General features: G+C 38.4%; 22 protein-coding genes. 2 read left to right on the forward strand and 20 right to left on the reverse strand.

Annotated elements, in window-relative coordinates:
• Window positions 1–14: 14 nt before the first annotated feature.
• The 9 genes from NFR51_RS02980 to NFR51_RS03020 all read right to left on the reverse strand — a co-directional run bounded on the left by NFR51_RS02980 (window position 15) and on the right by NFR51_RS03020 (window position 11,792).
• Window positions 15–866 carry a phosphate ABC transporter substrate-binding protein gene (locus tag NFR51_RS02980; RefSeq protein ID WP_251712262.1) on the reverse strand — a complete coding sequence of 284 codons (852 nt, stop codon included), beginning with the start codon at window positions 864–866 and terminating at the stop codon, window positions 15–17.
• A 181-nt stretch (window positions 867–1,047) separates the two neighbouring features.
• Window positions 1,048–1,935, reverse strand: coding sequence for a phosphate ABC transporter substrate-binding protein (locus tag NFR51_RS02985; protein ID WP_251712263.1), 888 nt, complete (start codon window positions 1,933–1,935; stop codon window positions 1,048–1,050).
• Window positions 1,936–2,179: 244 nt separating this feature from the next.
• Window positions 2,180–3,079 (reverse strand): DUF7916 family protein, encoded by a 900-nt coding sequence (locus NFR51_RS02990; protein WP_251712264.1) that lies wholly within the window; start codon window positions 3,077–3,079, stop codon window positions 2,180–2,182.
• Window positions 3,080–3,104: 25 nt separating this feature from the next.
• Entirely contained in the window at window positions 3,105–4,394 is a 1,290-nt protein-coding gene (gene celB, locus NFR51_RS02995; RefSeq protein ID WP_251712265.1) for a PTS cellobiose transporter subunit IIC, read from the reverse strand.
• A 244-nt stretch (window positions 4,395–4,638) separates the two neighbouring features.
• Window positions 4,639–5,382 carry a MurR/RpiR family transcriptional regulator gene (locus tag NFR51_RS03000; RefSeq protein ID WP_251712266.1) on the reverse strand — a complete coding sequence of 248 codons (744 nt, stop codon included), beginning with the start codon at window positions 5,380–5,382 and terminating at the stop codon, window positions 4,639–4,641.
• A 74-nt stretch (window positions 5,383–5,456) separates the two neighbouring features.
• The gene (locus NFR51_RS03005; RefSeq protein ID WP_251712267.1) at window positions 5,457–8,444 is read right to left on the reverse strand and encodes a hypothetical protein; all 2,988 of its coding nucleotides are present in this window, start codon (window positions 8,442–8,444) and stop codon (window positions 5,457–5,459) included.
• 176 nt (window positions 8,445–8,620) lie between these two features.
• Complete coding sequence (gene scrK, locus NFR51_RS03010; RefSeq protein WP_251712268.1) at window positions 8,621–9,508, reverse strand: fructokinase ScrK; 888 nt, start codon at window positions 9,506–9,508, stop codon at window positions 8,621–8,623.
• A 180-nt stretch (window positions 9,509–9,688) separates the two neighbouring features.
• Complete coding sequence (gene smpB / locus NFR51_RS03015) at window positions 9,689–10,156, reverse strand: SsrA-binding protein SmpB (protein ID WP_251712269.1); 468 nt, start codon at window positions 10,154–10,156, stop codon at window positions 9,689–9,691.
• Window positions 10,157–10,358: 202 nt separating this feature from the next.
• Entirely contained in the window at window positions 10,359–11,792 is a 1,434-nt protein-coding gene (locus tag NFR51_RS03020) for a 6-phospho-beta-glucosidase (RefSeq protein ID WP_251712270.1), read from the reverse strand.
• A gap of 313 nt (window positions 11,793–12,105) precedes the next feature.
• On the opposite strand from NFR51_RS03020, the gene NFR51_RS03025 reads away from it, so the two are divergent.
• Complete coding sequence (locus NFR51_RS03025) at window positions 12,106–12,426, forward strand: PTS sugar transporter subunit IIB (protein ID WP_251712271.1); 321 nt, start codon at window positions 12,106–12,108, stop codon at window positions 12,424–12,426.
• A 25-nt stretch (window positions 12,427–12,451) separates the two neighbouring features.
• On the forward strand, window positions 12,452–12,778 hold the full coding sequence (locus NFR51_RS03030) for a PTS lactose/cellobiose transporter subunit IIA (protein ID WP_202230601.1): 327 nt from the start codon (window positions 12,452–12,454) through the stop codon (window positions 12,776–12,778).
• 52 nt (window positions 12,779–12,830) lie between these two features.
• Here the strand turns inward: NFR51_RS03030 and NFR51_RS03035 are convergent, their stop codons facing one another.
• The 11 genes from NFR51_RS03035 to NFR51_RS03085 all read right to left on the reverse strand — a co-directional run bounded on the left by NFR51_RS03035 (window position 12,831) and on the right by NFR51_RS03085 (window position 26,590).
• The gene (locus NFR51_RS03035) at window positions 12,831–12,938 is read right to left on the reverse strand and encodes an IS3 family transposase (RefSeq protein WP_251712272.1); all 108 of its coding nucleotides are present in this window, start codon (window positions 12,936–12,938) and stop codon (window positions 12,831–12,833) included.
• On the reverse strand, window positions 12,939–13,616 hold the full coding sequence (locus NFR51_RS03040) for an IS3 family transposase (protein ID WP_338147367.1): 678 nt from the start codon (window positions 13,614–13,616) through the stop codon (window positions 12,939–12,941).
• A 92-nt stretch (window positions 13,617–13,708) separates the two neighbouring features.
• Window positions 13,709–13,984, reverse strand: coding sequence for a helix-turn-helix domain-containing protein (locus NFR51_RS03045; RefSeq protein WP_251712273.1), 276 nt, complete (start codon window positions 13,982–13,984; stop codon window positions 13,709–13,711).
• 386 nt (window positions 13,985–14,370) lie between these two features.
• Window positions 14,371–15,168 (reverse strand): MurR/RpiR family transcriptional regulator, encoded by a 798-nt coding sequence (locus NFR51_RS03050; protein WP_251712274.1) that lies wholly within the window; start codon window positions 15,166–15,168, stop codon window positions 14,371–14,373.
• A gap of 249 nt (window positions 15,169–15,417) precedes the next feature.
• Window positions 15,418–18,042 (reverse strand): alanine--tRNA ligase, encoded by a 2,625-nt coding sequence (alaS, locus tag NFR51_RS03055; RefSeq protein WP_251712275.1) that lies wholly within the window; start codon window positions 18,040–18,042, stop codon window positions 15,418–15,420.
• 248 nt (window positions 18,043–18,290) lie between these two features.
• A complete protein-coding gene (locus NFR51_RS03060; RefSeq protein WP_251712276.1) occupies window positions 18,291–19,199 on the reverse strand; it encodes a peptidyl-prolyl cis-trans isomerase in 909 nt (302 codons plus the stop codon).
• Between the two features lie 392 nt (window positions 19,200–19,591).
• Window positions 19,592–20,974, reverse strand: a complete 1,383-nt coding sequence (locus NFR51_RS03065) for a lytic polysaccharide monooxygenase (protein ID WP_251712277.1) — start codon at window positions 20,972–20,974, stop codon at window positions 19,592–19,594.
• Between the two features lie 172 nt (window positions 20,975–21,146).
• Window positions 21,147–22,640: a helix-turn-helix domain-containing protein gene (locus tag NFR51_RS03070; RefSeq protein WP_251712278.1), complete on the reverse strand. Its 1,494-nt coding sequence runs from the start codon at window positions 22,638–22,640 to the stop codon at window positions 21,147–21,149.
• A 449-nt stretch (window positions 22,641–23,089) separates the two neighbouring features.
• Window positions 23,090–23,797 carry an O-methyltransferase gene (locus NFR51_RS03075; protein WP_251712279.1) on the reverse strand — a complete coding sequence of 236 codons (708 nt, stop codon included), beginning with the start codon at window positions 23,795–23,797 and terminating at the stop codon, window positions 23,090–23,092.
• The gene (pepF, locus tag NFR51_RS03080) at window positions 23,797–25,602 is read right to left on the reverse strand and encodes an oligoendopeptidase F (protein ID WP_251712280.1); all 1,806 of its coding nucleotides are present in this window, start codon (window positions 25,600–25,602) and stop codon (window positions 23,797–23,799) included. Before pepF ends, NFR51_RS03075 begins: the two co-directional genes overlap by 1 nt.
• Entirely contained in the window at window positions 25,586–26,590 is a 1,005-nt protein-coding gene (locus NFR51_RS03085) for a competence protein CoiA (RefSeq protein WP_251712366.1), read from the reverse strand. The genes pepF and NFR51_RS03085 overlap by 17 nt, the downstream gene beginning before the upstream one ends.
• Between the last annotated feature and the right edge of the window lie 24 nt (window positions 26,591–26,614).

Consider the following 26,614-nt stretch of genomic DNA (forward strand, 5'->3'; position numbering starts at 1 on the left):
AATACCCTAGTCATTTATTTAATCGGTGTAACTTTACCCTGATAATCACGATCTACTTTCATTTCTGATATAGGAATAAAACCAAGCTTTTTAATAGTCTCTGTATCATTTTTGACATAACTGATAAAACGATTTTCTACAACATTTTCGTTTTTATTGTTCGTATACATATGCTCATAAGACCAAACTTTCCATTTATTGGTCGTTACATTAGCATCCGAGGGCTCTACCCCATCCAAACGAAGCGGTTTAATACCTGGCTTATTCATATAGGAGAAGGCAACATAACTTATTGCTCCCGGTGTTTGGCTAACCAGTTGCACAACTGAACCTGAAGCATCTTGTGTTGGACCATCAATTTCACGTGCTCCGTTTAAAGCAAAGTTATCAAAGTTCACTCGTGTTCCTGAACCTGATGTACGTCCGATGACGGTAATTTCTTGATCTGGACCACCGACTTCTTTCCAGTTTTTTACTTTACCTGTAAAAATAGCAATAAGCTGTTCTTGCGTTACGCCTGATAAGTCAAGTTCCTTGTTAACAATTGGTGAAAAGCCGATAACTGCAACCTTATTCCCCGTAATCTTAGAAGTATCTATACCTGATTTTTCTTCGGCAAAGATATCTGAATTACCGATTTGGAAAGAGCCTGCTGCCACTTGGGCTAAACCAACTCCTGAACCCCCGCCCTGAACCATGATAATATCTTCTGGATATTTTTTCATATAGTCCAAAGAAATTTGTTCCACCAGTGGTTTTAGAGCCGTTGAGCCACCCACTGTAACCTGATTTGAATTCGGCCCACATGCCGCCAAAGTCACAAGACTCACTGCTGCAAATAAAGCCATTAAAATTTTCTTTTTCATAACCTTATTTTAGCATAAATCAAACCTAAATGACTGAATGCTTAACGCTTACAATGTAAACATTTTGTAAATGAAAGCGCAAAGAGAGTACTTGAAATATTGCTCAAGCACTCCTGCTCCTATCATTTCTGTAAAGAATAAAGTTTCACTTGAAAGAATTAGATACTGGTTTCACTGTCGCTTATTTATTTGTGATTTTCCCTTGTGCATCACGTTCAACTTTCATCTCCGAAATTGGGATATAACCTAGCTTTTTGATTGTTTCAATATCTTCGGTAACATATTTGATAAAATCTTTTTCTACTGCTGTTTCCTTCTCTTTATTTGTATACATATGCTCATATGACCAAACTTTGTAGCTATTATCAGCAACATTTTCCACTGTAGGCTTCACATTGTCAATACTTACTGCCTTGATGTCCTTGCTCTTATCAAGATACGAAAAGGCTACATAAGAGATTGCTCCAGGTGTTTGCCCAACCATAGTGACTGCTGTACCACTTGCATCCTGCGTTGGTCCATCAACTTCCGTTGCTCCACCAAGCGCTAAATTATTAAAGTTTACACGTGTACCTGAACCTGCTGCACGACCGATTACTGTGATTTTCTCATCCGGTCCACCTACTTCTTTCCAATTCTTAACTTTACCTGTGAAAACATCAATCAACTGTTTTGTTGATAAGTTTTCGATATTTATATCCTTATTTACAATTGGAGCAAAGCCAACAACAGCTACTTTATAGTCGTTCAGTTTAGAAGCATCAATGCCTGACTTTTCTTCTGCAAAGATATCCGAATTACCGATTTGAAAGGTTCCTGCTAAGACCTGAGTCAAACCTACACCTGATCCGCCACCCTGTACAGTGATTTGTACTTCTGGATTTTTAGCTGTGTAATCTGTCGAAGCTTGTTGAGCCATTGGCTGTAGAGCTGTCGAACCACCAGCAATGACTTTCCCTGATAAAGCTGATGAATCCGTGTTGTTTGTTGCTGTATCACTGTTTCCACAAGCTGCCAGAGTCAGGAGGGCTGCGCCAGCGATAATTCCAGAAAGTAACTTTTTCTTCATGAGATGTTCTCCAATAATTTCTTTGTCTTTCTCGTAAGCTCTTTTACTTACATAACTATCTTAACATTGGAAAAGATAGTTAAATGTTAATACTTCGTAAATACTAAGTAAATGGTTGGTAAATATGGTTTATTACTCTAATAAAGGCATTAGTAAGCCTCTCTAATGCTATAGTTGATATGCAAGATTATTCAAAAACAAAAAAGAGACTGCTTAGTCTCAATTTTATTTTCTCTTACTCCTATCAACGACGGATAGACTTTGCAACCATCGCAATCGTATGCCGATTGCCTCGAATGGCTTTACTCATAGCCATAATATTTTCTACTGGCGCAATGCCTGAGTAACCTGCATCCCCGATATGCTGAATATCCACACCGCAAATTTTGTTTTGAATCGCTATTTGCTTAATTGTATCCGCATCTGATGATTCTTGACTGGTTCCAATAGCTGACATAACAAGAGCACCAGCTTCATGCACTACTTTCACGACTGCTTTCAAATCTGAAACATCAAATCCCGGAACCGTTCCAACTGCGGGAACTAAAATAACATCTGCTCCAGCTTTCACAAAGGCTTTTACTGCTTCCATAGCCACGACTGCTTCGTCAACACCAGCACCGTGCATCTTCCCTGCGATAATCAAACCACCAAATTCCTCTTTGGCTACAGTAATAGCTTTTACAATCGCTGAATTTGTAACACCTGTTCCCGGATTTCCTGTTAAACATACGAAGTCTAATCCTAGTTTTTTTGCTTCTGCTAAAGTTTCTTTATTGGCTTGACGTCCAAATGAAATAATATCGCGTACTTCAGACATTTCAGCTTCTAAATCCACTGGCTCTAAGTTCGCTCCAACAGGACGTCCAACATATTGGCGTAAAATACGAATCGTTTCTTGAGCTTCGCCTTCAATGGCTGAGACTTGAGGATCAAAAACATCAAAACCATTGAGTAAAATCAAATCAGCCCCAAAAGCTCTGGCAATTTCTGAATTGCTTACCTCTCCAACATTGCTGTCACGTGCCGCTACATTTTCAGAACAAATTACGCGTCCTTCACTTGCCTTAATAGAATTTTTCAACTCTAGGGCATTCATGTCAAAAATCTCTGATACCTGTGCACTAATAAATCTTTTTTTCAAAGTATTCTCCTACTGTTTAAAAGTTTTAAACTTCTTCTTGAGCTTCATTCTTACGGTTTTGACGTTCGACCACATTGAAGAACGGAAGATAAATCAAAACATTAAGAACTAAGCAAATAATTTGGATAATTGAGCCCGAAATATGACCACCTGTTGCCAAGAACCCTGAGACAATTGGAGGCATTGTCCAAGGGATAACCACACCAACAGTGCCATGTACCAAGCCTGTCGCCATCGCAAAGTAGGTCACAACCGCATTGACGACTGGCGCTAGAATAAATGGAATAATCAAGCTGACGTTCAATACGATAGGGAGACCAAACATGGCAGGTTCGTTAATGTTGAAAATACCAGGCGCTAATGTAAGTGGTGCAATCCCTTTTGTCACACGTGATGAGTTCTTTTTGAGGGCTGTAATCACAATGGCAATAACCAATCCTAAGGTAGCCCCTCCGCCACCCATGTAAACAAAACTTTCCATGAAGGGTTGTGTAATAATGTGAGGCAATTCTTCACCCGCTTGGAAAGCGACACGGTTGGCATCTGTATTCATCAACCAAATCGGCATGATTACCGAGTTGACCACGTTTGCCCCATGAATCCCCATAAACCAGAAAGTAGAAACCAAGACGATTGAAATTACTGTTCCACCTAATGTTCCACCAAGAAGTCCTAAAGGTCCACCAAAAATTTGCATGAGCAAATCATGAATATTACCAGAAGCAATGCCTGTTTTTTGAATAATAGCATAAATGACCAACCACATAATAATAATTGAAGCACCTGGAATCAAAGCCGAGAAGCTCTTTGCAACTGCTGGTGGCACACTCTCAGGAAGTTTGATTTGTATATTGTGATTGATAAACCAAGTGAAAATATAAGCTGAGATAATCCCGACAACCATTGCAACGAACAAGCCTTTAGCACCCATATAAGCAACAGGTATACCTGCTCCTGCTTCTTCATTGACAATGTGGGGCGTGAGAATCAAGAAGGATGCGACAGAAATAATCCCTGCTGAAACACCATCTTTATCATATTGCACTGCAAGAGCATGGGCAATACCAAAAGCTGCTACGAGACCCATGATACCAAATGTACCATCTACTCCTTTAATCAAAATATCAACAAGTCCATGTTTTGTTAAAAATTCCACCCAAGCATCAATTGGAAAAGAAGAGATAATCAATAACAGTGAACCCACAATAATAAGAGGCAAGGCAAGCGTGATACCGTTTCGAATAGCTACCAATATCTTGTTTTGTGATACCCGTGCTGCTATAGGCATCATTTTTTCATTAATAAATTCATTCATTTTGTTCTACCTTTTTCTAAGTATTTTACTAAGGAATATCCCAAATGTAGGGTTAACCCTCAATATGACTTCTTTTTAAAACGACTATTTTGTCAATCATCAAATTTCAAATTTAAGTCCTCCTTCCTGTACACTTCGTATTTTTGCTTTTTTCAAGATTATTCTACCAAAATAAAACCCTTACATTTCATTTTTTACAAAAAAAAACGAGCCAATACAGCTCTGTTCAATATCCTGTAAAAATTTACACGTCAGCTTTAATCAGCTCCTGGTTTAAACTTTCCAAATAAGAGCGATAAAGAGAATGCATAATAAGCATCAATGGGGTTTTATCTGTCACATCGTAGTGTCCGTATACCTCACGAGTAGTATAGCAATAAAGATTTACATCCGCAATGTCTGATAAAGTATTCTCTGTCAGATTGGTTAAACTGACCACCTTATGCCCATATTCTTTAGCGAGTCGGGCTAACTTATGAACGGTGGTTGATTCCCCTGACAGCGAAATAAAAAAGAAACAGCTTTTTTGATTATTTTCAATCTGATTTACTAATTCATTTTCATATTGATAGAGCCTAAACTTATCAGATAAAGTATAAAAATGTTCTGTACATGCTTTAGCTATTACCACTGCTTGTTCTAAAGCAAAAAAATTAACTTTTGGATATCTCTGAAATAGCTTCAGCACTTCCAACTCTCGCTGTGCATCAATCAGCTCAAAATTGCGCAAAAATATCCGCTTCGTTTCATTTTCCACCTGTTCTTGAAGCTCATGTTTTAACTCTACTTTTAATTCTGTAAAGCCATCATATCCTAATTTACGACAGAGTCGCATAATCGTGTTGGGTGCTGTATATAACTGCGTAGCCAAGGTTACAATTTTAATAGTTGTTGCTTCTTCTTTATTCTTTAAAATCCATGCCACTATATCTTCTTCAAGTTCTGTAAAGCTATGCCTGCTATTAATGACACGTTGCTCAAAATTCATAAAATGTCCTTTCTATCATAAATAAAAACTCCCAAAGAGAGTTTATTTTTAATTTCACTGGGAGTTAAATCTCATCACGAGCCACTCGTAATTGTCGCCGAAACAATTTGTTTCATCTCCGTTTCTCCATCCACAGTATATTGATTAGGTAACGGCATACTACTCAACGTTTCTGATTTCCAAGTTACTGCAACAATTTTTCCTAGCTCATAGCTATTACTCGAATTATCTGTCCGTTGATAGCTTTGTCTCAACTCAACAGGCATACCAATAAGCCCTAATGTTTCTTCTGGATTACTCAAATCAATGGTCACGTCAGTCAAAATATCAATCGGAGGAGTTATAGGTTTGTTCATTCCTTGACTCCAATTAGGGATTTCATGCGGTCCATCTTCATTATAATTAAACCCGCCTCGCATCATCGTACTATCAATGATTTGACTGGCTCCAAATGAAGTAGGATAGGTGCCACGTGGTCCTGTGGTGTTCCAAAAATAATTCTCACAAAATTGCCAAATTTCAGTCCCTCGAACAATGTAACTCTCCAACAAAATTTTGGCTTCATCATAAAATCCTCGATTAATCAAACCGTGTGTCATTAATGAATTTGGCGCCCATTTGAGAACTGGATAACCGCAAAGTGACAGAGCTGGATTAATAATATCCAATGTAAACTGTTCCAATTGTTGTGCCTGTTCTGTCGGTAAATCTGGCAGAATCAAACCACTAGACAACATATTGGGCAAATCTGTTGTACTGCGAGGTACAGGTGGCTCAGAGAGATGCGAATTCCTTGCATGAATATACTTGTCTATATCATTATTATTTGGATCTACATCAACACAACCTAAGAAAATATATTGCCAAATTCCTCGTTGATAATTATTATCTGGAAGATTTGCACCATTTCTTAGCACTTTCCTATTGATTTCTTGATTGGTACTATTTTGTGGATAAGAATATAAAGCTTCATGTGAAAGTGGATCACATGAAAGTGGATCACAAAACATCCAATCCGCATAATTTTTTAAATTAAACGCGTATAACTCTTGCCAATACGAAATTTCTGTCGCATATTCATTTCCCAGTAGCTCACAGATTTTTATCATATACTGGGTATCATTCATGACAGAAATCATAAATTCTGAATCCACTTCATTCTCAACATCTGTACTCTCGTAAATCCATCTTGGATGTTCAAATTTCCATTCCAGATGTCGTTTCAATGCTGGATAAAGTGCACCCAAGCGTGATAAATCTGGAGAAATATTGTGAATCATCCAGAGTGTTTGACCCATACGAACAGGCAATACTTCTCCCGAAAGGAAGCCGTTAGCATCCACCATAGACATAAACCCTTCCATCCCACTCCAAGCAATAGATGGATTAATATACATCAAATCTTGAATTTGGAGTAAGCCTTCCCATGAGTTATTAGGTGGAGTCATAGCTGCACCTGCACATTGACGACTTGGTTTACCCAAGGCTTGTTGGGTAAAGGCATATCCTGTTTCTGGAGTAGGTGCTAAAATATTACAGATGAGATGCGTCCAAGCTGCGTAATACAAAATGCGGTGTTTCTCTGGTGTCACAACTTCACTGTGGTAAACAAAAGAACTTTCCAATCCCCATTCACTTGAAACAGGAACTTTAGATAACAAGTTGTCCCAATAAGTTTTACGTGAATTATAATGCGCAGTAATTGTTGTAGAAGCTTCACCAAGACCAACACCATTTAGGGCACGGATAATAGCTTGTTCTTCTCCCTCTTCACGGTTTGCATAACCTACTGCTAAACCAATAGAGGAAATAGAGGTTGGTATCCTGTATTTTCCAATACCACTAACAAAAGTTGGTGGAATAATTTGTGCAGTTGCTTCTGTATCAATAGAGCCGTCTTCCGTAAGAGCAACCACTTTTATAGCTGTAATAAATAAATTTTGATTCCAGTCGCTATGCTGGGTATCTGTTTTCAAGACAACTTCGTTCACATCATCCCAGTAACACTTCAAATTATTGGTGTTATAATCCGTTGATGAGGTTGTTGAGTCGCGAAGCTCTATTTCTAAATATGAACCTGTTGCTTCGGATAAGCTAATGAGTCGTCCCAGCGTACTTTCATCAACAAAAAAGTCCGTAGTTGCTATCTTTCCAAGACCTTCAACACTTCCAGACAACTCCACTTTATGAGGAAACCAAGCTGACGTAATCGTGCTGCCTGATGCTTGTACATCATCTATTTTCATAATAGCATTAAAACTGGAATCTTGGAAACCTGACTTCTTCTCTCTTAAATTCACGCCATTGTCACTTGTCCTGTTTGCGTTACCTTTAATGCCATAGTAAGCCCCAAAACGTAAATCCATTGAGGGCTCAACAGGAGTAATCGCCTGATTATCAAAGTTATATTCAGGATTAGTTACCAAGCGACTAAAAGGAAGGGATAAATTTCGATATTCTTTTAAATTTGAGATATTGGTCGGATCATCATTTTTTAAAGTATCGACATCAACCGTAGGATCTCCATCAAAATTAATTCCTCCGATGTTCCCTTGTACACTTGAAGGGAGAGCTTGGGTAATTTCATAATTTGGCTCACTACAAGTTAACACTCCTAAAGTAATAAATTGTCCGACATCACCTTTAAAGTTCATCGTAAGTGTAAATGTCTTACTCTCAAGGGTTGAATCGTTCCAATCTGACAAAGGTTCTGTTCCAGCAATCCCTTTTAAAGAATAGCTAAAAGCCTCTCCAAAACTACTATTTTGTGCTTGGCTTTCTGGTTGAATTGTAATAAGTTGGGCATTTTCCGCCTCACCTTGAACAAGTAACTCCCACGAAAGCTCAGCTGTAATCTGTGCAATTTTGATATTCAAATCTGAATATTTCCATGTTGCATATGCAAAGTTTTTAGATAGGGTTGCAGAGGTTCCACTTAGCGTTAAGGTTCCACCTAACGTGTCATAATTCATTGTGCCGCCTGAAATCAGCCAGCCATTATCTTGCTTAAAATCATCAAGAATGATTTCATCTAAAGGAGCTTGTACTCCTGCCGGTTGCATATCACTTCTTACATCAAAAAAAGTATTTTGAAACATAAAACTGCCTTTCTTTATTAAGGTCTAAAACATGGCAACTCACAACTTGTTTGTTTTTGAATCTCCTTTCTTGATTAAAAAATCAACTTTCAATTTTTTATATTACCTGCATTGTAGCCATATCAAATGACCCGCAACTCCTACTTTCTCCCCTTTCTTTTTTCATCTATTTTTGAAGCTGCTAATGCAAAATTCCCTATTGTCGCAGAACCGTTATTTTCTACACTCGGTAGTGTGATGTAATCATCTATCCCACAAGGTAAGCTTACGTAACCATTAAGCAATTCTATAAAATGTCTCTGAACTTTTTCGAGCATTAAGGGCTGTGACATGACACCGCCTCCAAGAATAATACGCTCAGGCACTAAGGTCAAAGTGGCATTTACAGCTGCTTGTGCAATATAATAAGCAATCAATTCCCATACTTCATGATTCGCTTCAACTTCTTCACCACGTTTCTGAAGACGTGCAGCGATTGTCGGTCCAGAAGCGAGACCTTCCAAACAATCATTATGGAAAGGACAGATACCTTCAAAATTCGTATCTTTTGGATGGCGTTTAACTGTTTGGTGCCCCATTTCAGCATGTCCACGCCCTCCAATAAAGCTTCTTTTTTGAGTTGCGCCTCCTCCAATACCTGTACCTATCGTAAAATAAACGACATCTTGAAGCCCTGTTTTAACCATCTCACCATAAGCAGAAGCATTGACATCTGTCGTAAAAGCAACCGGAACATTTAATTCATCACTAATCTTGCCAAGAAGATTTATGCCTCCCCAATCTGGTTTAGGTGTCGTGGTGATATAACCATAAGTTGGACTATCAACGTTAATATCGAGTGGTCCAAATGAACCTAAGCCAATTGCTTCAACAGGATTCTCCTTAAAAAACGCGATTGTCTTACTTATTGTTTCTTCAGGATGTGTTGTAGGAATCTGATGTGTTTTAATGATTCCATAATCTTCATCACCAACAGCAAGTACAAATTTTGTTCCGCCTGCTTCAATTGACCCATAATATTTTGACATTTTTTTTATTTCCTCAAATCTAAAAAAAAATTTGTACACTTCCTTATTTAAATTAAGTATAACAAATTCGTTTGCGCTTACATACTAATATGACATAGAATACAATAATTGTAAAAACTGTCACAAAAAAATCATTTTGGATAAACAAAAAGCCAGAAGCACTTCTGCTTACTGACTTGTCTAACGGTTATATGCCTTAAGCTGGCGAGCTATATCACGGTTTTGCTCTTTACGTTTTAAGGTTTCACGCTTATCGTATTGTTTTTTACCGCGAGCTAGGCCCATAAGCACTTTAGCAAAACCGTTTTTGAGATAAACTTTCAGGGGAATAAAAGTAATTCCTGTCCCTGCGAGTTCTTTCTCAATTTTGGCAATTTCTTTTTTATGGAACAAAAGTTTACGAGTACGTAACTCATCTACATTAAAAATATTTCCCTGCTCAAAAGGAGCAATATGAACGTTAGAAAGCCAAACTTCTCCGTTTCTTACACGCGCAAAGCCATCCTTTAGCTGTATTTTGGCTTGACGAACCGACTTAATCTCTGTTCCTGTTAAAACGATGCCTGCCTCAAAAGTCTCAAAAATTTCATAATCATGCCGCGCTTTTTTATTTTGCGCTAAGGGCTTGTCTACTGTGTTTTTTACCATGATTTTATTATAACAGAAAAATAGAGAAGGTGCTTTTCATCAATTTATTATGACAGTCTCCCTCAAAAAATACCGTTTTTGAAGGAAACCCAACAAGAGGTTTACCTTTTAGGTGCAATGAGAACAGCCCATAATAGCAGAAAAGGAGACTTGCTGTATTTCCTCCCAAAAGCGAAGCTGTTATTAAGCACTCATTTATCCATCAATCATTGCTCAAATCTTGACCATTCGAAGCGATGACTTTTTTGTACCAGTTAAAGGATTTTTTCGGTGTACGTTTTAAGCTGCCCTTTCCTTGATCGTCACGGTCCACATAGATAAATCCGTAGCGCTTAGACATTTCTCCAGTCGATGCTGAAACCAAGTCGATACAGCCCCAAGAAGTATAGCCCAAGAGTTCAACGCCATCAAGCTCGACTGCTTTGACCATCTCGGCGATATGATCAGCCAGATAGGCGATGCGATAATCGTCAACAACATAACCGTCTGCATCAGGTTTATCCACAGCTCCTAAGCCGTTTTCAACGATGAAAAGTGGTTTTTGATAACGGTCGTAGAGAGTATTCATGGTTGTGCGTAAACCGACAGGATCAATCTGCCAGCCCCATTCTGAGGCTTTGAGATATGGGTTTTTAACAGAGGCAAAGATATTACCAGAAGTTTCCTCATCCCCTTCTTCTAAAACTTTTGCGACACGGCTAGAATAATAAGAGAAGGATACAAAATCAACGGTATTTTGGGCAAGGAGTTCTTCGTCTCCCTCCACTATTGGTAAAGAAATTCCCTCACGTTCTAGCTGCTTCAAGAAGTAATTTGGATATTTACCACGCGCTTGCACATCAATCAAGAAAAGGTTCTCACGATTTTTATCAAGAGCTTCACGAACATTTTCTGGTTTTGAATCCCATGGGTAGTAATCTCCGGCTGCTACCATGCAACCAATTTTATTTTCTGGATCTATTTGATGCGCAATTTTTGTTGCTAATGCTGAGGCGACAAGTTCATGATGTGCCGCAGTAAAGAGAACTTCATCACGGTTTTCACCTTCTTCAATATAGACCCCTGCACCCATGAAAGGTGCATGCAAGAGCACGTTGATTTCGTTAAAGGTAAGCCAGTACTTGACCAAGCCTTTATAACGAGTGAACAAGACCGTCACTAAGTTTTTATAAAAATCAATCATCTTACGGTTGCGCCAGCCACCGTACTCTGTCACCAAATGCATTGGAATGTCAAAGTGTGTGATAGTTACCAGAGGTTCAATTTCATACTTGCGCAGCTCTTTAAATATTTTTTCATAAAAGAGAAGCCCTTCTTCATTAGGCTGGCTTTCATCACCTTTTGGGAAAATCCGTGACCAAGCAATAGACATCCGGAAAGTTTTAAAGCCCATTTCCGCGAATAATGCAATATCTTCTTGCCAATGGTTGTAGAAATCAACCGCTTCATGACCTGGATAGAAGAGTCCTTCTTCTGGTTGCAGATGTTTTTCAAGCCCTAAAATAATCGCTTCTCGGCGCTCACCATGTGGTGCCAAATCCACATTTGCAAGCCCACGACCGCCTTGATTCCAGCCGCCTTCATATTGATTGGCAGCTGTTGCACCACCCCAGAGAAAATCTTTAGACAATGGCATATTAACGCTCCTTTGTGTAAGTTGTATTTTGCTGCATACATTCTTTTTTTGAAATGTATGCGTTATCAATACCTCTATTATACCAAAAACAAGTTTACAAAGTTGAGGAAAGTCTGACAGTTTTGTTCCTATTTTCTGAAACAAAAGCTTCAAAAAAAGAAAGATACTAACTTTTAAATATCTCTCAAAGCCTGAAATAGCACTGTTTCAAAAGCTTCATTTACACAAGAGAAAGCCTTCTGATAACGTTTGCATCTGTTTCTTGAAAAGGGTATAATGAAACCACAAATTTTAAAAAAGAGGTATTTACATTATGGCAGATAAAGTTATCGCGCTCGCCTGTGCTGCAGGACTGTCCACATCATTATTGGTTTCAAAAATGCAAAAAGCGGCCGAAGCTTCAGGCAAAAACTACGAGATTTTTGCAAAATCAACAGCCGACATTGATAACATGTTAACAGCTAATCCTAAACCAGATGTGCTCCTCTTAGGACCACAAGTTGCTTTCATGAAGGCAGAAGTACAGAAAAAAGCGGAAGCAGCCGGTGTACCGATGGATGTAATCAATATGCAGGACTACGGCATGATGCGCGGCGATAATGTCTTAGCCAATGCTGAGAACTTAATGAAATAGGCACTATAGTCAGAAAGAGAAGAAAATGAACGAAGAATATATGAATGTTGTCATGGGCATTATCATGCATGGCGGTAATGCAAAAGGCTTAGCTTATCAAGCCATCCAACAGGCTAAAGAGGGAAATTTTGACACAGCACACGAATCTTTGCAACAAGCCAACGATGAGTTACGCGAGGCACACGATGTCCAAACAGATCTTTTAACACGTGTGGCTCAAGGCGAAGTGATTGAGCTAAATCTTTATATGGTACATGCCCAAGATCATCTCATGACAGCCATTGCTTTTAAAGACATGGCTACCGAATTCATCGGTCAAGAGGAACGTCTCCAAGCTTTGGAAGAAAAGTAAAAAAGCTGTTATGTCAAGCTCCAAGTAAAATAGACAGTTAAGAAAAGCCTATTTAGTTTTGATGTTCAATAAGGTATGCACTCCGATATTCCATAGGAGTCATGCCTTTTAATTTTTCTTGTGGACGGTCATAATTGTACCAACAGATGAAAGCATCCACCTATTTCAATAAAGCTTGTTCATTTTCAGGAACATGGAGTTCCAATGACTCACTCTTGAGATGTGAAAAGAAATTCTCACAAGGCGCATTGTCATAACAGTTCCCTTTACGAGAATGGGAAGTCATGACATTATGCCTATATAATTTCTTGATATAAGTACGGTTGGTATATTGAAAGCCTTGGTCAGAGTGTAAAATGCAAGGGAGTTCGGTCTTCCATTGTGTATCAAAAACCAAGTCTAAGTTATCAAAGACCAGCTTATTATCATTGAAACGAGAAATTGTATATGCTAGAATAGAGTTATCATAAAGGTCTTTAATGACGCTGAGGAAGCATCGACCGCTTTTATGATAAATATAGCTGACGTCCGTGACTAACTTCTCGTTAGGCCTTGTGGCGACAAAGTTTTGAGCAAGGGCGTTTGGCATAACGACTCTTGCTTTTTCATTTCTTTCTTGTTTGGTGCAGGAAGTAAAGCGTTTCTTGCGAATGGGCGATTTTAAGCCAAGAATTTGCATATAACGTAGTACGGTCTTTGGATTGAGAAACACACCCTGAAGTCGTTTAAATTGCATGGTAATGTAACGATAACCTTTCTCATGTGCTTCAAAAATCTCTTTGATGAGTATTGCTATGTCCTGTTTGTAGGCTTTGTATAAAGGTTTTCCATTATTTATCTAGGCATAGAATCCACTTCTAGAAACATTGAAATAGCGACAAAGTAAGCTTACACTATAAACAAGTTTTAGTTCGTCAATCACATGAAATTTCAGCGCTCGTTCAATGTTTTGAGGAGCGCTTGGTATTTTTTTAGGATATCATTCTCCATGCGTAAGAATTTATTCTGATCTTCGAGAGACATTTCGTTAAGCTTGATATTTTCTTTGTAGAGAGCAAGCCATTTTTTCAGTTGGGTCACCGAGCGGATACCTAGATTAAGGCATGTCTGTCTCTGACTTCCATATTCTCCGCTGAGATATTTTTCTACTGCTTTAAGTTTAAATTTATAGTCATATTTCTTGAATTGACTTCCTTTTTGAGCCATAACAAAAGAACCTCCTAAAATAGATTACCATAGCCTTTTCTATAGTGTCTATTTTACTTGGAGCTTGACATAGGAGCTTTTTTTAATCATAACAAACCAACTTTTAATCCGTATCCAGAATTATTAGCATAACTTTTTAAGGACTTCAAGTTACACATTCAAATATTAGGAAACTCTCTCGGGACAGCATTTCTGTTGTATCCCGTGGGGCAGTCAACGTTACAGATATCTTACGTAAAACCAAGGAGTTCTTCTTCCCTACCTCACTTAATTCTGTTCTTGTATCGGCAATGGTAATGCTAGTAACTACTTGTTTTTGCTGCAGCTCTTTCAGCTTTATTCTTCAAACTTTTCATTGACTACCCCATTTAAAAAAGCGACTTTCTTTAAAGAAAACCGCTTTTAAATGTCTTGCCCTTTTCACTATTATTTTTATTTTTTTCTTGCCGAAAACTATGTGTTCGATGCGCCAGCCGTTCCAAAAGGGCAACAACAGGTAACTGTGTCGTCAGCTGCCCCAAAGCATGTACTTTAGAGCTTTCGGCTGCTACATTATAAGGGATAGCAACATCTGCCATATTAGACAAAGTATTATTCATTTCATTAGTAATCGAAATGACTTTTACACCATCTCTTTTATAAGACGCAACAGAGCCAATTATGAAGTTGGTTTTCCCTGAGATAGAAAGAGCAACAACTGTCATCGATTGAGCATTATTCGTCATCAAGGGCTGGTAAGGATCGGTCACTTCAAACGCAGGAAGTCCTGCATTATTAAAATACTTTGTACCGTAGTCAGCTAGAGCTCCAGAGGTTCCGACACCGATAAAAACAGTATATTCAGTTTCCTCCAAGAGCTTTGCGGCTTCATCGATGAGTTTCAAATACTCTGGATTCCGTAAACGTTTCGTAAAAAGTTCAAAGGCGAGAAGATTATCATATTCTGCAGCATCTGCTTTCAGCGAAACTTTGTCTCTTTGAGCACGCAGATACCCCTTCATCTCATTCCAGCCTGAAAAGCCTAACTTACGTGTCATACGTACAATCGTAGTTGGAGAAACATGAACAGAAGAAGCAAATTCACGAATAGTCATTTTCATAATGCATTCAGGTTCTTTTAACACTTGTTCAAAAACCATACTTTCAAGATCGTTAAGCTTATTTAAGTGACTGTCTTCAATCATTCATTTCTCCTTATCAACTGTTTTTGGTTACTTCAGTATATCATATACGTTACAGAATACGATAAAAGGTGATTATAACAGAATTTTTGTCTTTTATAAAGATATATGATACGAACATAACAATAAAAAATGGCTGATATTTTATCTCTAAATCGCTAACCCTTCTTTAGCCACACTGTCGCAAAGTCAAAAAAGTCTTTTCGCTCCATTTTAATCTTCTGCGAAAAGACTTTATTTTTTATTCCAATATTATTTGTGGGCTATTTTAGCGCCTACATTTTCGATAAGTTCAGGAATGCCAGCTGCGTTTGCTCCTCCAGCCATAGCCATATCTGGTTTACCACCACCACGGCCATCGATGTAAGGCGCAAGTTCTTTAATCAAGTTTCCTGCCTTAACGTCAGCTGTTTTGCTTGCCACAAGAAGGCTCACTTTTTCGCCAATCTTAGCGACGAGCACGAGCACATCTGACAAATCTTTCTGTTTCCATATATCTGCAAGATTTCGAAGACCTTTTACATCAGGAACTGTTACTTGACTTGCAATAAAGCTTGTATCTGCCGCCATAAGAACATTTTTAAAGACTTCTTCAGATTGACTGGCTGCCAATTTACCTGCTAAAACTTCATTTTCTTTTTGAGCTGCTTTTAGTTCTTCTTGGAGAGCTGTTACTTTAGCTACAACTTGTGCCGCTTGAGGTGCTTTGACAACAGCAGCAACTTCGTTCAAGGTATTTTCAGCATTTTTAAATGCTTCATAGGCTTTTTGGCCTGTTACGGCAACAATACGGCGTACGCCAGATCCGATACCTTCTTCTTTGATAATCTTGAAGAGACCAATCTCACTTGTCGTCGCTGTGTGTGTACCGCCACAAAGCTCAATAGAGTAATCGCCGATTTTGACAACACGAACATTTTTGCCGTATTTTTCACCAAAGAGAGCCATTGCACCCATTTCTTTCGCTGTTTCAATATCTGTTTCGATTGTTTCAACAGGCAATGATTGCCAAATGACTTCGTTAACTTGATGCTCAATATCTGCTAATTCTTCCTTGCTTACAGGTGCAAAGTGCGTAAAGTCAAAGCGGAGGAATTCTACCTCATTAAGTGAGCCTGCTTGCAGTGCGTGTTCCCCCACAATATTATGCAAAGCGGCATGAAGTACGTGAGTGGCCGTATGATTTTTGACAATGCCATGACGGCGCTCTGTATCAATTTCCAGTGTGTATGTCTCACCAACGGCAAGAGTCGAAAGGATATCGACCATATGTAGATTTTGACCGTTTGGTGCATGTTGGACATCTTTGACTTCCGCTACTACTTTACCTGCTGCATTTTTGATTACACCGTGGTCGGCAACTTGTCCCCCCATTTCAGCATAGAAAGGTGTTTTGTCAAAAATAAGTTGAGCCTCACCACTTGCAGTATTTACCTTCTCATCATCTTTAACAGCAACAAGGAGTTTTGCATCATATTTTTCCACATCATAGAGAAATTCTGATTCTTCCTTAATTGATTGAAGTGTTTCATTCTGAGCGCCCATCGAACCACCTTTTACCGCTGCCGCACGCGCACGGTCTTGTTGCTTCTTCATAGCTGCCTTAAAACCTTCATGATCAATCTTAAAACCAGCATCTTCTGCCAATTCTTCCGTCAATTCTACAGGAAAACCATATGTATCATAAAGGCGGAAGATATCTTGACCTTCAAGTGTTGTCTTTCCTTCTTCTTTAAGTTTGGCAAGCAATTCATCAAGGAGCTTGCTTCCTTCATCAATTGTACGACCAAAAGCTTCTTCTTCACGGTCGATAATTTGCATGATAAAATCTTGTTTTTCGAGTACTTCTGGATAGTAAGATTCCATGATTTGCCCGACAATAGGAACAAGTTGAGCCAAGAATTTACCTTCAATGCCCAGCTTTTTACCATGCATTACGGCACGGCGGAGAAGACGGCGAAGAACATAGCCGCGTCCCTCATTTCCCGGTAGGGCACCGTCTCCAATGGCAAAGCTAAGCGCACGGATGTGGTCAGCAATGACTTTAAAGCTCATGTTATCGCCATCCGGATTATAGGTTTTACCAGAGATACGCTCAATTTCGCGAATAATAGGGAGGAAAAGATCTGTATCAAAGTTTGTTTTACCTTCTTGGATGATACAAACCATACGTTCAAGTCCCATACCTGTATCAATATTCTTCTGTGGCAATTCTTTGTATTCGCTACGTGGGACAGCTGGATCGGCGTTAAACTGCGACAAGACAATATTATAGATTTCGATATAACGATCGTTTTCAATATCTTCAGCTAAAAGTTTTAAGCCGATGTTTTCAGGATCATAAGCTTCACCACGATCGTAAAAAATTTCTGTATCAGGTCCTGATGGTCCCGCACCAATCTCCCAAAAGTTATCTTCAATTGGTACCAAATGACTTGCATCTACACCTAACTCAATCCAGCGGTTAAATGTATCTTTATCATCCGGATAGTAGGTAATATAAAGCTTTTCTGCTGGAAAGTCAAAATATTCACTGCTTGTGAGCAGTTCCCATGCGTAAGCTAATGCTTCGTCACGGAAATAGTCCCCGATAGAAAAGTTACCTAGCATTTCAAACATTGTATGATGGCGTGCTGTCTTGCCCACATTTTCGATATCATTTGTACGAATCGATTTTTGCGCATTGGTGATGCGCGGATTTTCAGGAACAACTGAACCGTCAAAGTAAGGCTTCAACGTGGCAACCCCTGAGTTAATCCAAAGCAAGGTAGGGTCATTGACAGGAACCAATGATTGTGAAGGTTCGATAGAGTGTCCTTTTGATTGAAAGAAATCAAGGAACATTTGGCGCACTTCTGTAGAAGTCATTTTTTTCATAATTACTCTCCTAATAAAATAGCTTTCATATATTTTATGTGAATATTCACACAATATAAAAACAAAAAATCCATCGCAAACGAGGGGCGTTACTTACGCGGTACCACCCTCATTCACGATGAATACATCGTCTTTATTTTGCTTGATAAAGCAGTTTTCCCTGCTGAATAAAAATCCTTAGATTTTAAGCACACTGACTTGTCGACTTTCACCTCGCATCGACTCTCTGTAAAGTCACTTATTTTTCATTATTTAGATGATGAACCTGATGTGAATTGTGAGAAGATTGTTGAAAAGGCTTCTTCTTTAACAGTAACATTGTGTGCCTTGAGATATTCTCCAATCACACCCGCAACATATGTTGTATCTGCCATTTTTTCTGCTTTGATTACATTTTTAAGTTGATCTTTGTACTTGTTCATGTCTGAACCTTTATCTGATGTTTTAATCATCTTCACAACATAATAGCTTGTTGTTCCAGTAGAAGCATTTGTTGCCTCAATAACCTCAGAAACTTCGCCGTTTTTCAACTTGAAAGCTGCTGTTTGTACCTCTTTAGGAATAGTGGTGCTTGTTGAGTCAAACTTCTGTTTGTTCTTGCTATTATCTTCTTCAAATTTTGCTGCATCTGACTTAGCAGACTCAATAGCTTTCGTCGCTGCATCTTTGGTTGTTTCTGGTACAACAATCGCTTCAACTTCTGGATGGAAGTCTGCCCAAGCTGCTTTCAAGTTAGCTTCTGTGTATTGTGTATCTTCAATCTTTTTCTCAATTGCATATTCCTGCAACAGTTGAAGACGAACGTAGGCTTTGTAGCTACTTTCAGTGAACCCTTGTTGTTGCAAGGCTGCAGCAAACTGTTCGCCCATCTGTTTTTTAGTCTCATCAAACTTCGCTTGAACGTCTTTATCTGAAACCTTATCACCAAAGTCTTTTTCAAACATTTTTGACATTGTCAAGTTTTGTAAGAGAGCTGTGGCTGGCATGTTGGGAAAAGTTTTAGCCTCACCATAGAAGTCACTAACATTAATAGTATCACCCTTCATTGTGATAATGTTGGCACCTGTCGAATTATTATTTCCACACGCTGAAAGTGTGACAAGGCCTACAGCCGCAACAGCCGTTGCAAGCAAGATGTTCAATTTTTTAAATTTCAAAGTGTTCTCCTCACGAGGGTCATCTAAACCCTAAGTAAATATTAGTTATTGTAACATTATTATAACACAAAATATTAAATAAACCTAAACTGCATTTCAGCTATATATTTTATTATTAAGACAGTATCTACTGTAAAATTTTAATAAAAAACCTTGTATTAGCGCGAAAAAATCCTAAGTATGCACCATCTTTTTTACAGACGTACCTGCATTTTTTCTAGAAGAAAATATTTAGTTTAAAAGTCTTAGTTTTGGATACTTCTTTCACAAAAAATATCCAGCTAAGATGCCCAATTAGGAGCACGCAAATAAAACCAATCGCATGCTCAGATGTCTGATTGGTTTTACTTGTTTTCTAAAAGTTTCTTAAAAGCAGTTTTTAGTTATCGCTTTTATTTGACTTCAACAAAGAGAGAAGCAGCATTATCAGGAGTCCATGATGCATCGCCATAGTTAAAGTGTGTTACCAAAACTTTGTAGAGTTTACCTTTGTAGGCAATTTCTTCATTAGCAGAGTAGACTTCAGGGGCAGTGAAGCTTCCCAACTTGAACTCACGTACATCACCTGGAAGTTCACCTCCACCTTCTTCTTTCAAGGTTGTAGCTGACAAAGTATTACTGAATTCTGAAGTTGTTTCAGTATTTGAAACAGCTCTTACTCGGAAATCAAAGGTTGTGCCAGAAGCCAGTCCTTTAACCATAAATGAAGTTTTATTTGTTTCAGCAATTTTTACACCATTTTGGAAGATTTCATAATGTTTAATTCCTTCTGAGTGTGAAGCTGCTTGCCACATAAGGTCAACAGATGATGTTGTCTCACCCATCGAATGAAGATTCTTTGGTGCTGTCGGGAATTCTACCACTCCTTCAGCATCCGTTTTAACTGTTATTGCTTTAGACTTTTCAGAGACCATGCCGTTAGTACCTTTTGCTGCAACTTGGAACTCATAAGTAGTGTTAGCTTTCAAGCCTTTTGCTTCATAATTCCCAGATTCAACATCTGCGACTTGTTCACCATCCTTGTAAACGAGATAGCTTGAAGCATCTGTTTGGAGATTCCATGACAAGCTTGCTGAAGTTTTTGTCACTTCATCTGCTTTTAAGCCTGTTGGTGCTTCTGGTGCTTGAGGTAAAGTTGGTCCTGTAAAGTCTGATTCAACATTAACGTCAATAACATTATAGAAAGCATTTGGCGTATCTGCTATGTCCCACACAGCAAGAACAACATGGTAACCTTTACGGTCTTCAGGGATTTTTATATCATGGCTAAGATCCATATCAGCTGTAAGGCCTTTACCATCAACTTCACCGATTTTCTCGAGCATATCACGTCTCAACGGTGCATTTTGATTCCAACCAACTTTTGTAATATAATAGTGCCATTTAGCTGTTTTATGTGGTGCTGTATAATGCCAAGTAAATGTATTTACTCCTGTTGTGACATCTTGTTTCTTCCAGCGGTCTGGCGATTGCAAATCAAGCACGAAATCTCCAATTTGACCAAGTCCACCTTCAGCAGAAGCAATTTTGCCATCTGCTGGACCAGCTTGAGGGAAGCCTTTAGCTGTTTCTAGTGATTGTGGATTAGTAATAACATTACCATAAAGGTTGAAAGCTGGTGTCCAGCCCAATTTATCTTTATCCAATTGACCTTGATATCCTCGTGCTGCTGGGCTTTTTACATAGCCATGTGCTTGTGCTTCTTGAGCAGTCATTCCAAAAGAGAGTGCTGTAAGCAACATAGCTGCTGAGGTAATCAAAAGTTTCTTTTTCATTTTTATGTCTCCATAGTTCTTTTATTTTTGTAACTTTTATAACTTACAAGACTTATTTTAATATTTTTATTTGGCTTTTATTTTTTTATTTTTAAATCCTCGTTTATTTTTTTTTATTATTTTTCAGCGATATTCTGTCTAATTAATTTTTAAGCTCACAAATAAAAAAGCACTATAGAGTGCGTTTGAATTTATGTATCTTGTTTATTGCCTCCCGCATACGTCCCCAGTCGGTAAGCTTAGGTATTTTAGACATTGTCACAACATGCGCTTCTGTTTTTAAACTCTCATTTAATGGGAAGTTTGAAACAATTAGGCATGGTCCAAATTGATTAATCTCTCTCTGTGTCACTGGTTCGTCCAAATAAAATTTAATAGCAGAATCCTGAGGGAGGACATCTTTAGCAACATCTATAATATATTGTTCCAAGCCTGGCTGGCCTTGCAAAGCAACAACAATATGAATTTCATCCAAATCATTCATATATGTTTTTCTTTCAAAGTTTGCCTGAATTAAAGCCAAACTAGCCGCAACATCTTCTTTGTGTTCAAAATAAAATACTGTTTCCTCTTGTTGTTGGCTCAATACATCTAACCAATAAATAAACTTCTCTTGGTGGCTGAGCTTGATTGCTTTTTTCAGAGACGGAAGAATACGTTCATAATTTCTCGTCATCGTTCCTAAAACCATAATATTATATAAGTAGAGAGAAAGGATAGATTTTTCCTCACCATCTTCTTGGTCCTTTAATAGGAGGTTTAGAGACTCCTTAAATACCTTAGATTTTGATTTGGCCGGATAATCTGGAATAGCATCTCCCTCCTTTACAACATAGGAGGTATGGTATAAAGCTGAAATCCAAATCCAATATTTTTCTGTCTCTGGAATGGTCGCAGCATTAGCGTGAGGATAAAGTCTCTTGTAAATCTGCTCAACGATTTGTGAAGCTTCCACATAATCCTCACATGCTTTAAATTCAGCGACCGCTTCATCAGGTAACTCTATATAACATTGATTTCTCCAGCGTAAAGCTGTGATTGCAAGGTGGATAGAGAGGTTAGAATAGTTTAAATTTAAAGGCTGTATAAACCTTTTTTTCTGCTCCTTAATCATATAGTCTGCCAATGCTGCACTTTCTGCATAAAGACTATTCCCATCACTTAAGAAAGAAAAAAAGACAAAATAAACAAAACGTATATCTGCCTCACGTCCTTCAAGCGTGAGGTTTTTCAAAGAAATGTGGACATCAAATCGGCTGAGTTGTGTATTCATATGTTCTAGTACAGACATAAGTTTAGTTCGAGAAACTTGATAAAGCACTGTCGCCTTATTTATATCCATCTCCCGTCCCATCACTGCGTTTTCCATGATAATATAAGGGAGTTCATTCATATTCAACAAATTACACAGCAAGTCTGAATTGAACCAATCAGGGTATTCCAGTTTATATCTGTCATCCTCCGAAAGAATCTGCACCTGACGTGGTGCCAGCTCTCGTCTTAGATGCTTAATATCCGCGACAATTGTGACTTTAGATACCTCTAATGTTTCCGAGATTTCCCGCACCGCAAGTCCTTCTGGCTCCGAATCCAGCATTTGGAGTATACTTATCCGACGACAATGTGACTTACTTGAATTCATAGCATAAAGTAGGTTCGTAATCATAATACACCTCATATCTCTATAGATAATAACTGTTTTTACATTTAGATAATCTCAACTTAAACTCAGGCTGCTATTTTTATTTCTATAATTCTATTTTAAAGTACTACTTGAGGACTTCAAAGTAATATGCAATAGCGAAACAGTCCAGGAATGCGTTTACACCCTTGATGTGAAACGAAATTTCTGCAATTACAGTTTTAAATTCGGAAAGTAAAAATAAAAAGAAACTGATTTCCTACCAAGGTTTACAAACAAAAAAAATGCTTAATCCCAGCATTGAGTGATAGGACTTTCGTCTTCTTTCATCTTTGGGCCCTTTCCCAGACTTACAGCTTCCCGTTTGAAACCTGTGCTTAATGTCTCACACGTTGTAGATTTTTCAAGTAAGTCAATGGAAACAAAAAAAGTAAGCATTCTAATCAAAATCCTTACTTTTCTCTTATCATTCGCTATATCCCTGTCTGAATCTCGTGTTCTCTCTTCTTAATCATTAGGACACCATCTCCTAAAGGAAGGATGCTTGTATGGTACTTTGGATTGTCTAAAACCTCATCAAACAGGCGCCGTAACCCACGTTCAAGCGCACGTTGATTACGCTTGATTTCCATAATAGGAATAAGAATTTCTCCTCCCTGAAAAATATCATCCATGATAATCACGCCATTTTCAGAAAGTAGCTCCATTGCCTTTGGCAAAAACTCAACATACTTGGATTTAGCGGAATCCATAAAGATAAAGTCAAACTCTCCCTCTAAGCTGGGTAAAAGCTCTGCTGCATCTCCTTCTAAAAGAGTGATTTGTTTTTTTGTATCATATGTCGCCAAATTCTCTTTAGCTAGAGCAATCATCTCTGGATTACGGTCAATCGTGATAATTTCTGCTTCAGATGCTGCTTCAGCCATCATCAGTGCGGAGAAACCAATAGCGGTACCTATCTCTAGAATTCTCTTAGGTTTCATGAGATCCAACAGCAATTGAAAATAAACAACTGTCTCATGTGGGATAATGGGAATATTGTTTTCGTGAGCGAATGTCTCAACATTTTTTAGTGGACCTGTAATTTGTGTTTGACGTTCTCGCATAAAGTCTACAATTTCTTTCTTTACAACAGGTCGGTTCATCATAGGGTTGCTTGTTCTCTTGTATGTTAAAACCATTATAAATGAGCCCCGCTTTCAACCATTTTTTCAAGCTCATCCAATCGCTTTTCAAAGACAGCAAAAGCTGACTCCAAATACGCACCACTTTCCATATCTACACCTGCTTGAGCAATTACAGCCAATGGATAATCACTCGAGCCCGCTTTCAAGTATGTCAAATACTTTTCACGCGCCTCTCCGTTCTCATGTAGAATCGTTTCTGCAAGATAGCTGGCTGCAGCAAAGCCTGTGGCGTATTGGAAAACATAGTAGTTGTAATAAAAATGAGGAATTCGCGCCCATTCATACTGAATTTCAGGATTTTCTTCAGCAGATAAGCCGTAATATTTTTCGTTGAGTTCAGCATAAAGTTGATTCATAAAAGCACTGGTCAGAACCACTCCTTCTTGGTCAGCTTTATGAATCTCATGTTCAAACTCGGCAAATTGGCTCTGACGGAAAACCGTGCCTCGGAAACCGTCAAGCCAGTGGTTCAAAATAGCAAAACGTTCTTTTTCATCTTCCGTGTCGGCCAAAAGACGTTCTGTTAATATATTTTCGTTTGTCGTTGAGGCAATTTCTGCAAGAAATATCGGATAATCACCATAAACATAGGGCTGGTTTTCCCTTGTAAATGTTGAATGTATACTATGTCCCATCTCATGAACCAAAGTAAACAGGTCATCTAAAGTTTCATGCCAGTTCAACAGCATGAAAGCATTGGTGTCGTAGCTCCCCCCGGAATATGCACCAGAACGCTTCCCAATATTTTCTGCAACATCTATCCAACGCTCCTTAAACGCTCTTTCTACATGAGCAGCATACTCTGTTCCATAAACTTTAAGAACTTCTTGTGATTTTTGGATAGCTTCTGCATAACTAAACTTATAATCAAGGTTAGATAATGGCGTATAAACATCGTACATCTTCAAATCGCCTTCTAAACCTAGGATTTTTCCACGAAGTTTCATGTATCGATGCAGGAGGGGTAAATGTTTATTTACAGTCTCCAACAGCTTATCGTAAACTTTTTCGGGAATAAAATCACTGGCTAAGGCTGCTTGACGTGCTGAACTATAGCCTCGCACCTTGGCCTTAAAATTGTGAACCTTGACATTCGTTTGAAGCGTTTTAGCGTAAGTATGTTGGTATTGTTCATAGTTGCTGTAAAGGGCTTGATAAGCCGCCTTACGGACCTCACGCTCCTTGCTTTCCATGAGTGAGGTATAATTGCCATGTGTGAGCTGGATTTCTCGCTCTTTTTCATCCTTAATCATCGGGAGCTTAATGTCCGCATTGTCAAAAATTTCAAACGTTTCTGCTGCTGCACCAAAAATTTCACTTGCCGCAGCCAACATCTTCTCCTCTTTCTGGCTCAAGATATGCGCTTTCTTAGCAAGAAGGCGCTCAAACATATGTGAAAATTGTTCAAGCTTTGGTTCTTCTGATTTAAATTTTTTATAATCTTCTGGGGACAGTTCGAGAAATTCTGGTTCGTAGAAGGCAAATTTTTCTTCAAGTGTTGCGTACAACTGAGTGGCTTTGGCCTCATACTCTTGATAAAGGCTCACCTGAGTATCTTGGTCATGTTTCATTGACGCATAAACATAGACTTTTTCAACTGCACGTGAAAACTCTAGTTCTGCTTCTGTGATTTTTAGTAAACTTTGAGCGCTATCCAAAAGATGTCCCTCAAAATGATCTACTTCTCCCAACTCTTTCTGAAGTTTTTTCAACTCTAATTCCCAAGCTTCGTCACTTTCAAAGATTGTCGTCAAATCCCAAGTCAACGCTTCAGCTATCTCGTCACGCTTTTTGACCATTCTTCTTCCTATCTTCCTTTTCATTTTTACCCTTAATTATAGCATAGAAACGCGGTGCATGCAGTGTTTCAAGCTCTTTTGCTGAAAAGTTTTCATAGAAATTTCGATAGTAATTTTCTAAGGAATGTTCTAATTGATAAAAATGTTGTTTTTCTTCCTTTTTCAAGGCATAGGTCAACAAATTCAGTCCTGGTGGGCTCCAGTACCCTTTATCCAAATCCAATGTTAATAAGTTTTCGCCTACTTCATAGTATTCTCCTTGTATCTTAAGCCATTTCGGGACTTGATGATAAAGCTGTCTCTGAATAAAAGACTGCATGCCTTTGCTTTGAGGAACTTTTAAACACAGATCTAATGTTTCCTTAAAGGGCAAACGAAGCACTTCCAAAAGCTCGCCTTGAAACCAGTCAAATTCTTCCGTGAGATAAATAAGTCGGCCACGTAAGTCTTGATGTATCAAAGACTTCAAGCGTACTTTCTCTCTTTCCAAGTCTAACTCCCAAAAGTAAAAACCTCTGTTTTCAGAGTAATAGAGCAAACTTTCTTGTAAAGCAGTCAAAGAATTTTTCAGCCATAGGTCCTTTCCCTGAAGCCAAAGAACATAGTAACCATTGGCTCTGTAGCTTAGTGTACGCTCTTTCAACCTTTGTAATGAGAGAGGGGAGCACTGTATTTCAATAGCTAATTTGTCGTTCACTAATAGATCTGCTGTTTGCTGTATCTGCGGTAAATACTTTTCAATTTCAACTTTTTCCTTTTGACGGAGCCACTGATACAGACCAAGTTTCAACTCCAAATGTTGAACAGATTCATTTTCAGACCAGGAAGAACAATTTTGTAAGGAGACATGAGCAAAGTGCGAAATTTTTATCTTGCCCTTTTTTAAACGCACGGGTGATTTGCAGGCTGGACAATAAAAGGGTTCTTTCAAGTTATTGTTCTCTAGTATATTCACGGTTTGTCCATTTTTATCTAAGGCTATCAACATACTTTCTAACACGTAAATGCGTTT

Source organism: Lactococcus ileimucosae, from assembly GCF_943193185.1.
GTDB lineage: Bacteria > Bacillota > Bacilli > Lactobacillales > Streptococcaceae > Lactococcus > Lactococcus ileimucosae.

Bases quoted from the DNA above. Each gene is read 5' to 3' on its own strand.
- NFR51_RS02980 (WP_251712262.1), bottom strand. From the start codon at position 866: ATGAAAAAGAAAATTTTAATGGCTTTATTTGCAGCAGTGAGTCTTGTG.
- NFR51_RS02985 (WP_251712263.1), bottom strand. From the start codon at position 1,935: ATGAAGAAAAAGTTACTTTCTGGAATTATCGCTGGCGCAGCCCTCCTG.
- celB (WP_251712265.1), bottom strand. From the start codon at position 4,394: ATGAATGAATTTATTAATGAAAAAATGATGCCTATAGCAGCACGGGTA.
- NFR51_RS03000 (WP_251712266.1), bottom strand. From the start codon at position 5,382: ATGAATTTTGAGCAACGTGTCATTAATAGCAGGCATAGCTTTACAGAA.
- NFR51_RS03005 (WP_251712267.1), bottom strand. From the start codon at position 8,444: ATGCAACCGGCAGGAGTACAAGCTCCTTTAGATGAAATCATTCTTGAT.
- scrK (WP_251712268.1), bottom strand. From the start codon at position 9,508: ATGTCAAAATATTATGGGTCAATTGAAGCAGGCGGAACAAAATTTGTA.
- smpB (WP_251712269.1), bottom strand. From the start codon at position 10,156: ATGGTAAAAAACACAGTAGACAAGCCCTTAGCGCAAAATAAAAAAGCG.
- NFR51_RS03020 (WP_251712270.1), bottom strand. From the start codon at position 11,792: ATGCCATTGTCTAAAGATTTTCTCTGGGGTGGTGCAACAGCTGCCAAT.
- NFR51_RS03025 (WP_251712271.1), top strand. From the start codon at position 12,106: ATGGCAGATAAAGTTATCGCGCTCGCCTGTGCTGCAGGACTGTCCACA.
- NFR51_RS03030 (WP_202230601.1), top strand. From the start codon at position 12,452: ATGAACGAAGAATATATGAATGTTGTCATGGGCATTATCATGCATGGC.
- NFR51_RS03045 (WP_251712273.1), bottom strand. From the start codon at position 13,984: ATGGCTCAAAAAGGAAGTCAATTCAAGAAATATGACTATAAATTTAAA.
- NFR51_RS03050 (WP_251712274.1), bottom strand. From the start codon at position 15,168: ATGATTGAAGACAGTCACTTAAATAAGCTTAACGATCTTGAAAGTATG.
- alaS (WP_251712275.1), bottom strand. From the start codon at position 18,042: ATGAAAAAAATGACTTCTACAGAAGTGCGCCAAATGTTCCTTGATTTC.
- NFR51_RS03065 (WP_251712277.1), bottom strand. From the start codon at position 20,974: ATGAAAAAGAAACTTTTGATTACCTCAGCAGCTATGTTGCTTACAGCA.
- NFR51_RS03070 (WP_251712278.1), bottom strand. From the start codon at position 22,640: ATGATTACGAACCTACTTTATGCTATGAATTCAAGTAAGTCACATTGT.
- NFR51_RS03075 (WP_251712279.1), bottom strand. From the start codon at position 23,797: ATGGTTTTAACATACAAGAGAACAAGCAACCCTATGATGAACCGACCT.
- pepF (WP_251712280.1), bottom strand. From the start codon at position 25,602: ATGGTCAAAAAGCGTGACGAGATAGCTGAAGCGTTGACTTGGGATTTG.
- NFR51_RS03085 (WP_251712366.1), bottom strand. From the start codon at position 26,590: ATGTTGATAGCCTTAGATAAAAATGGACAAACCGTGAATATACTAGAG.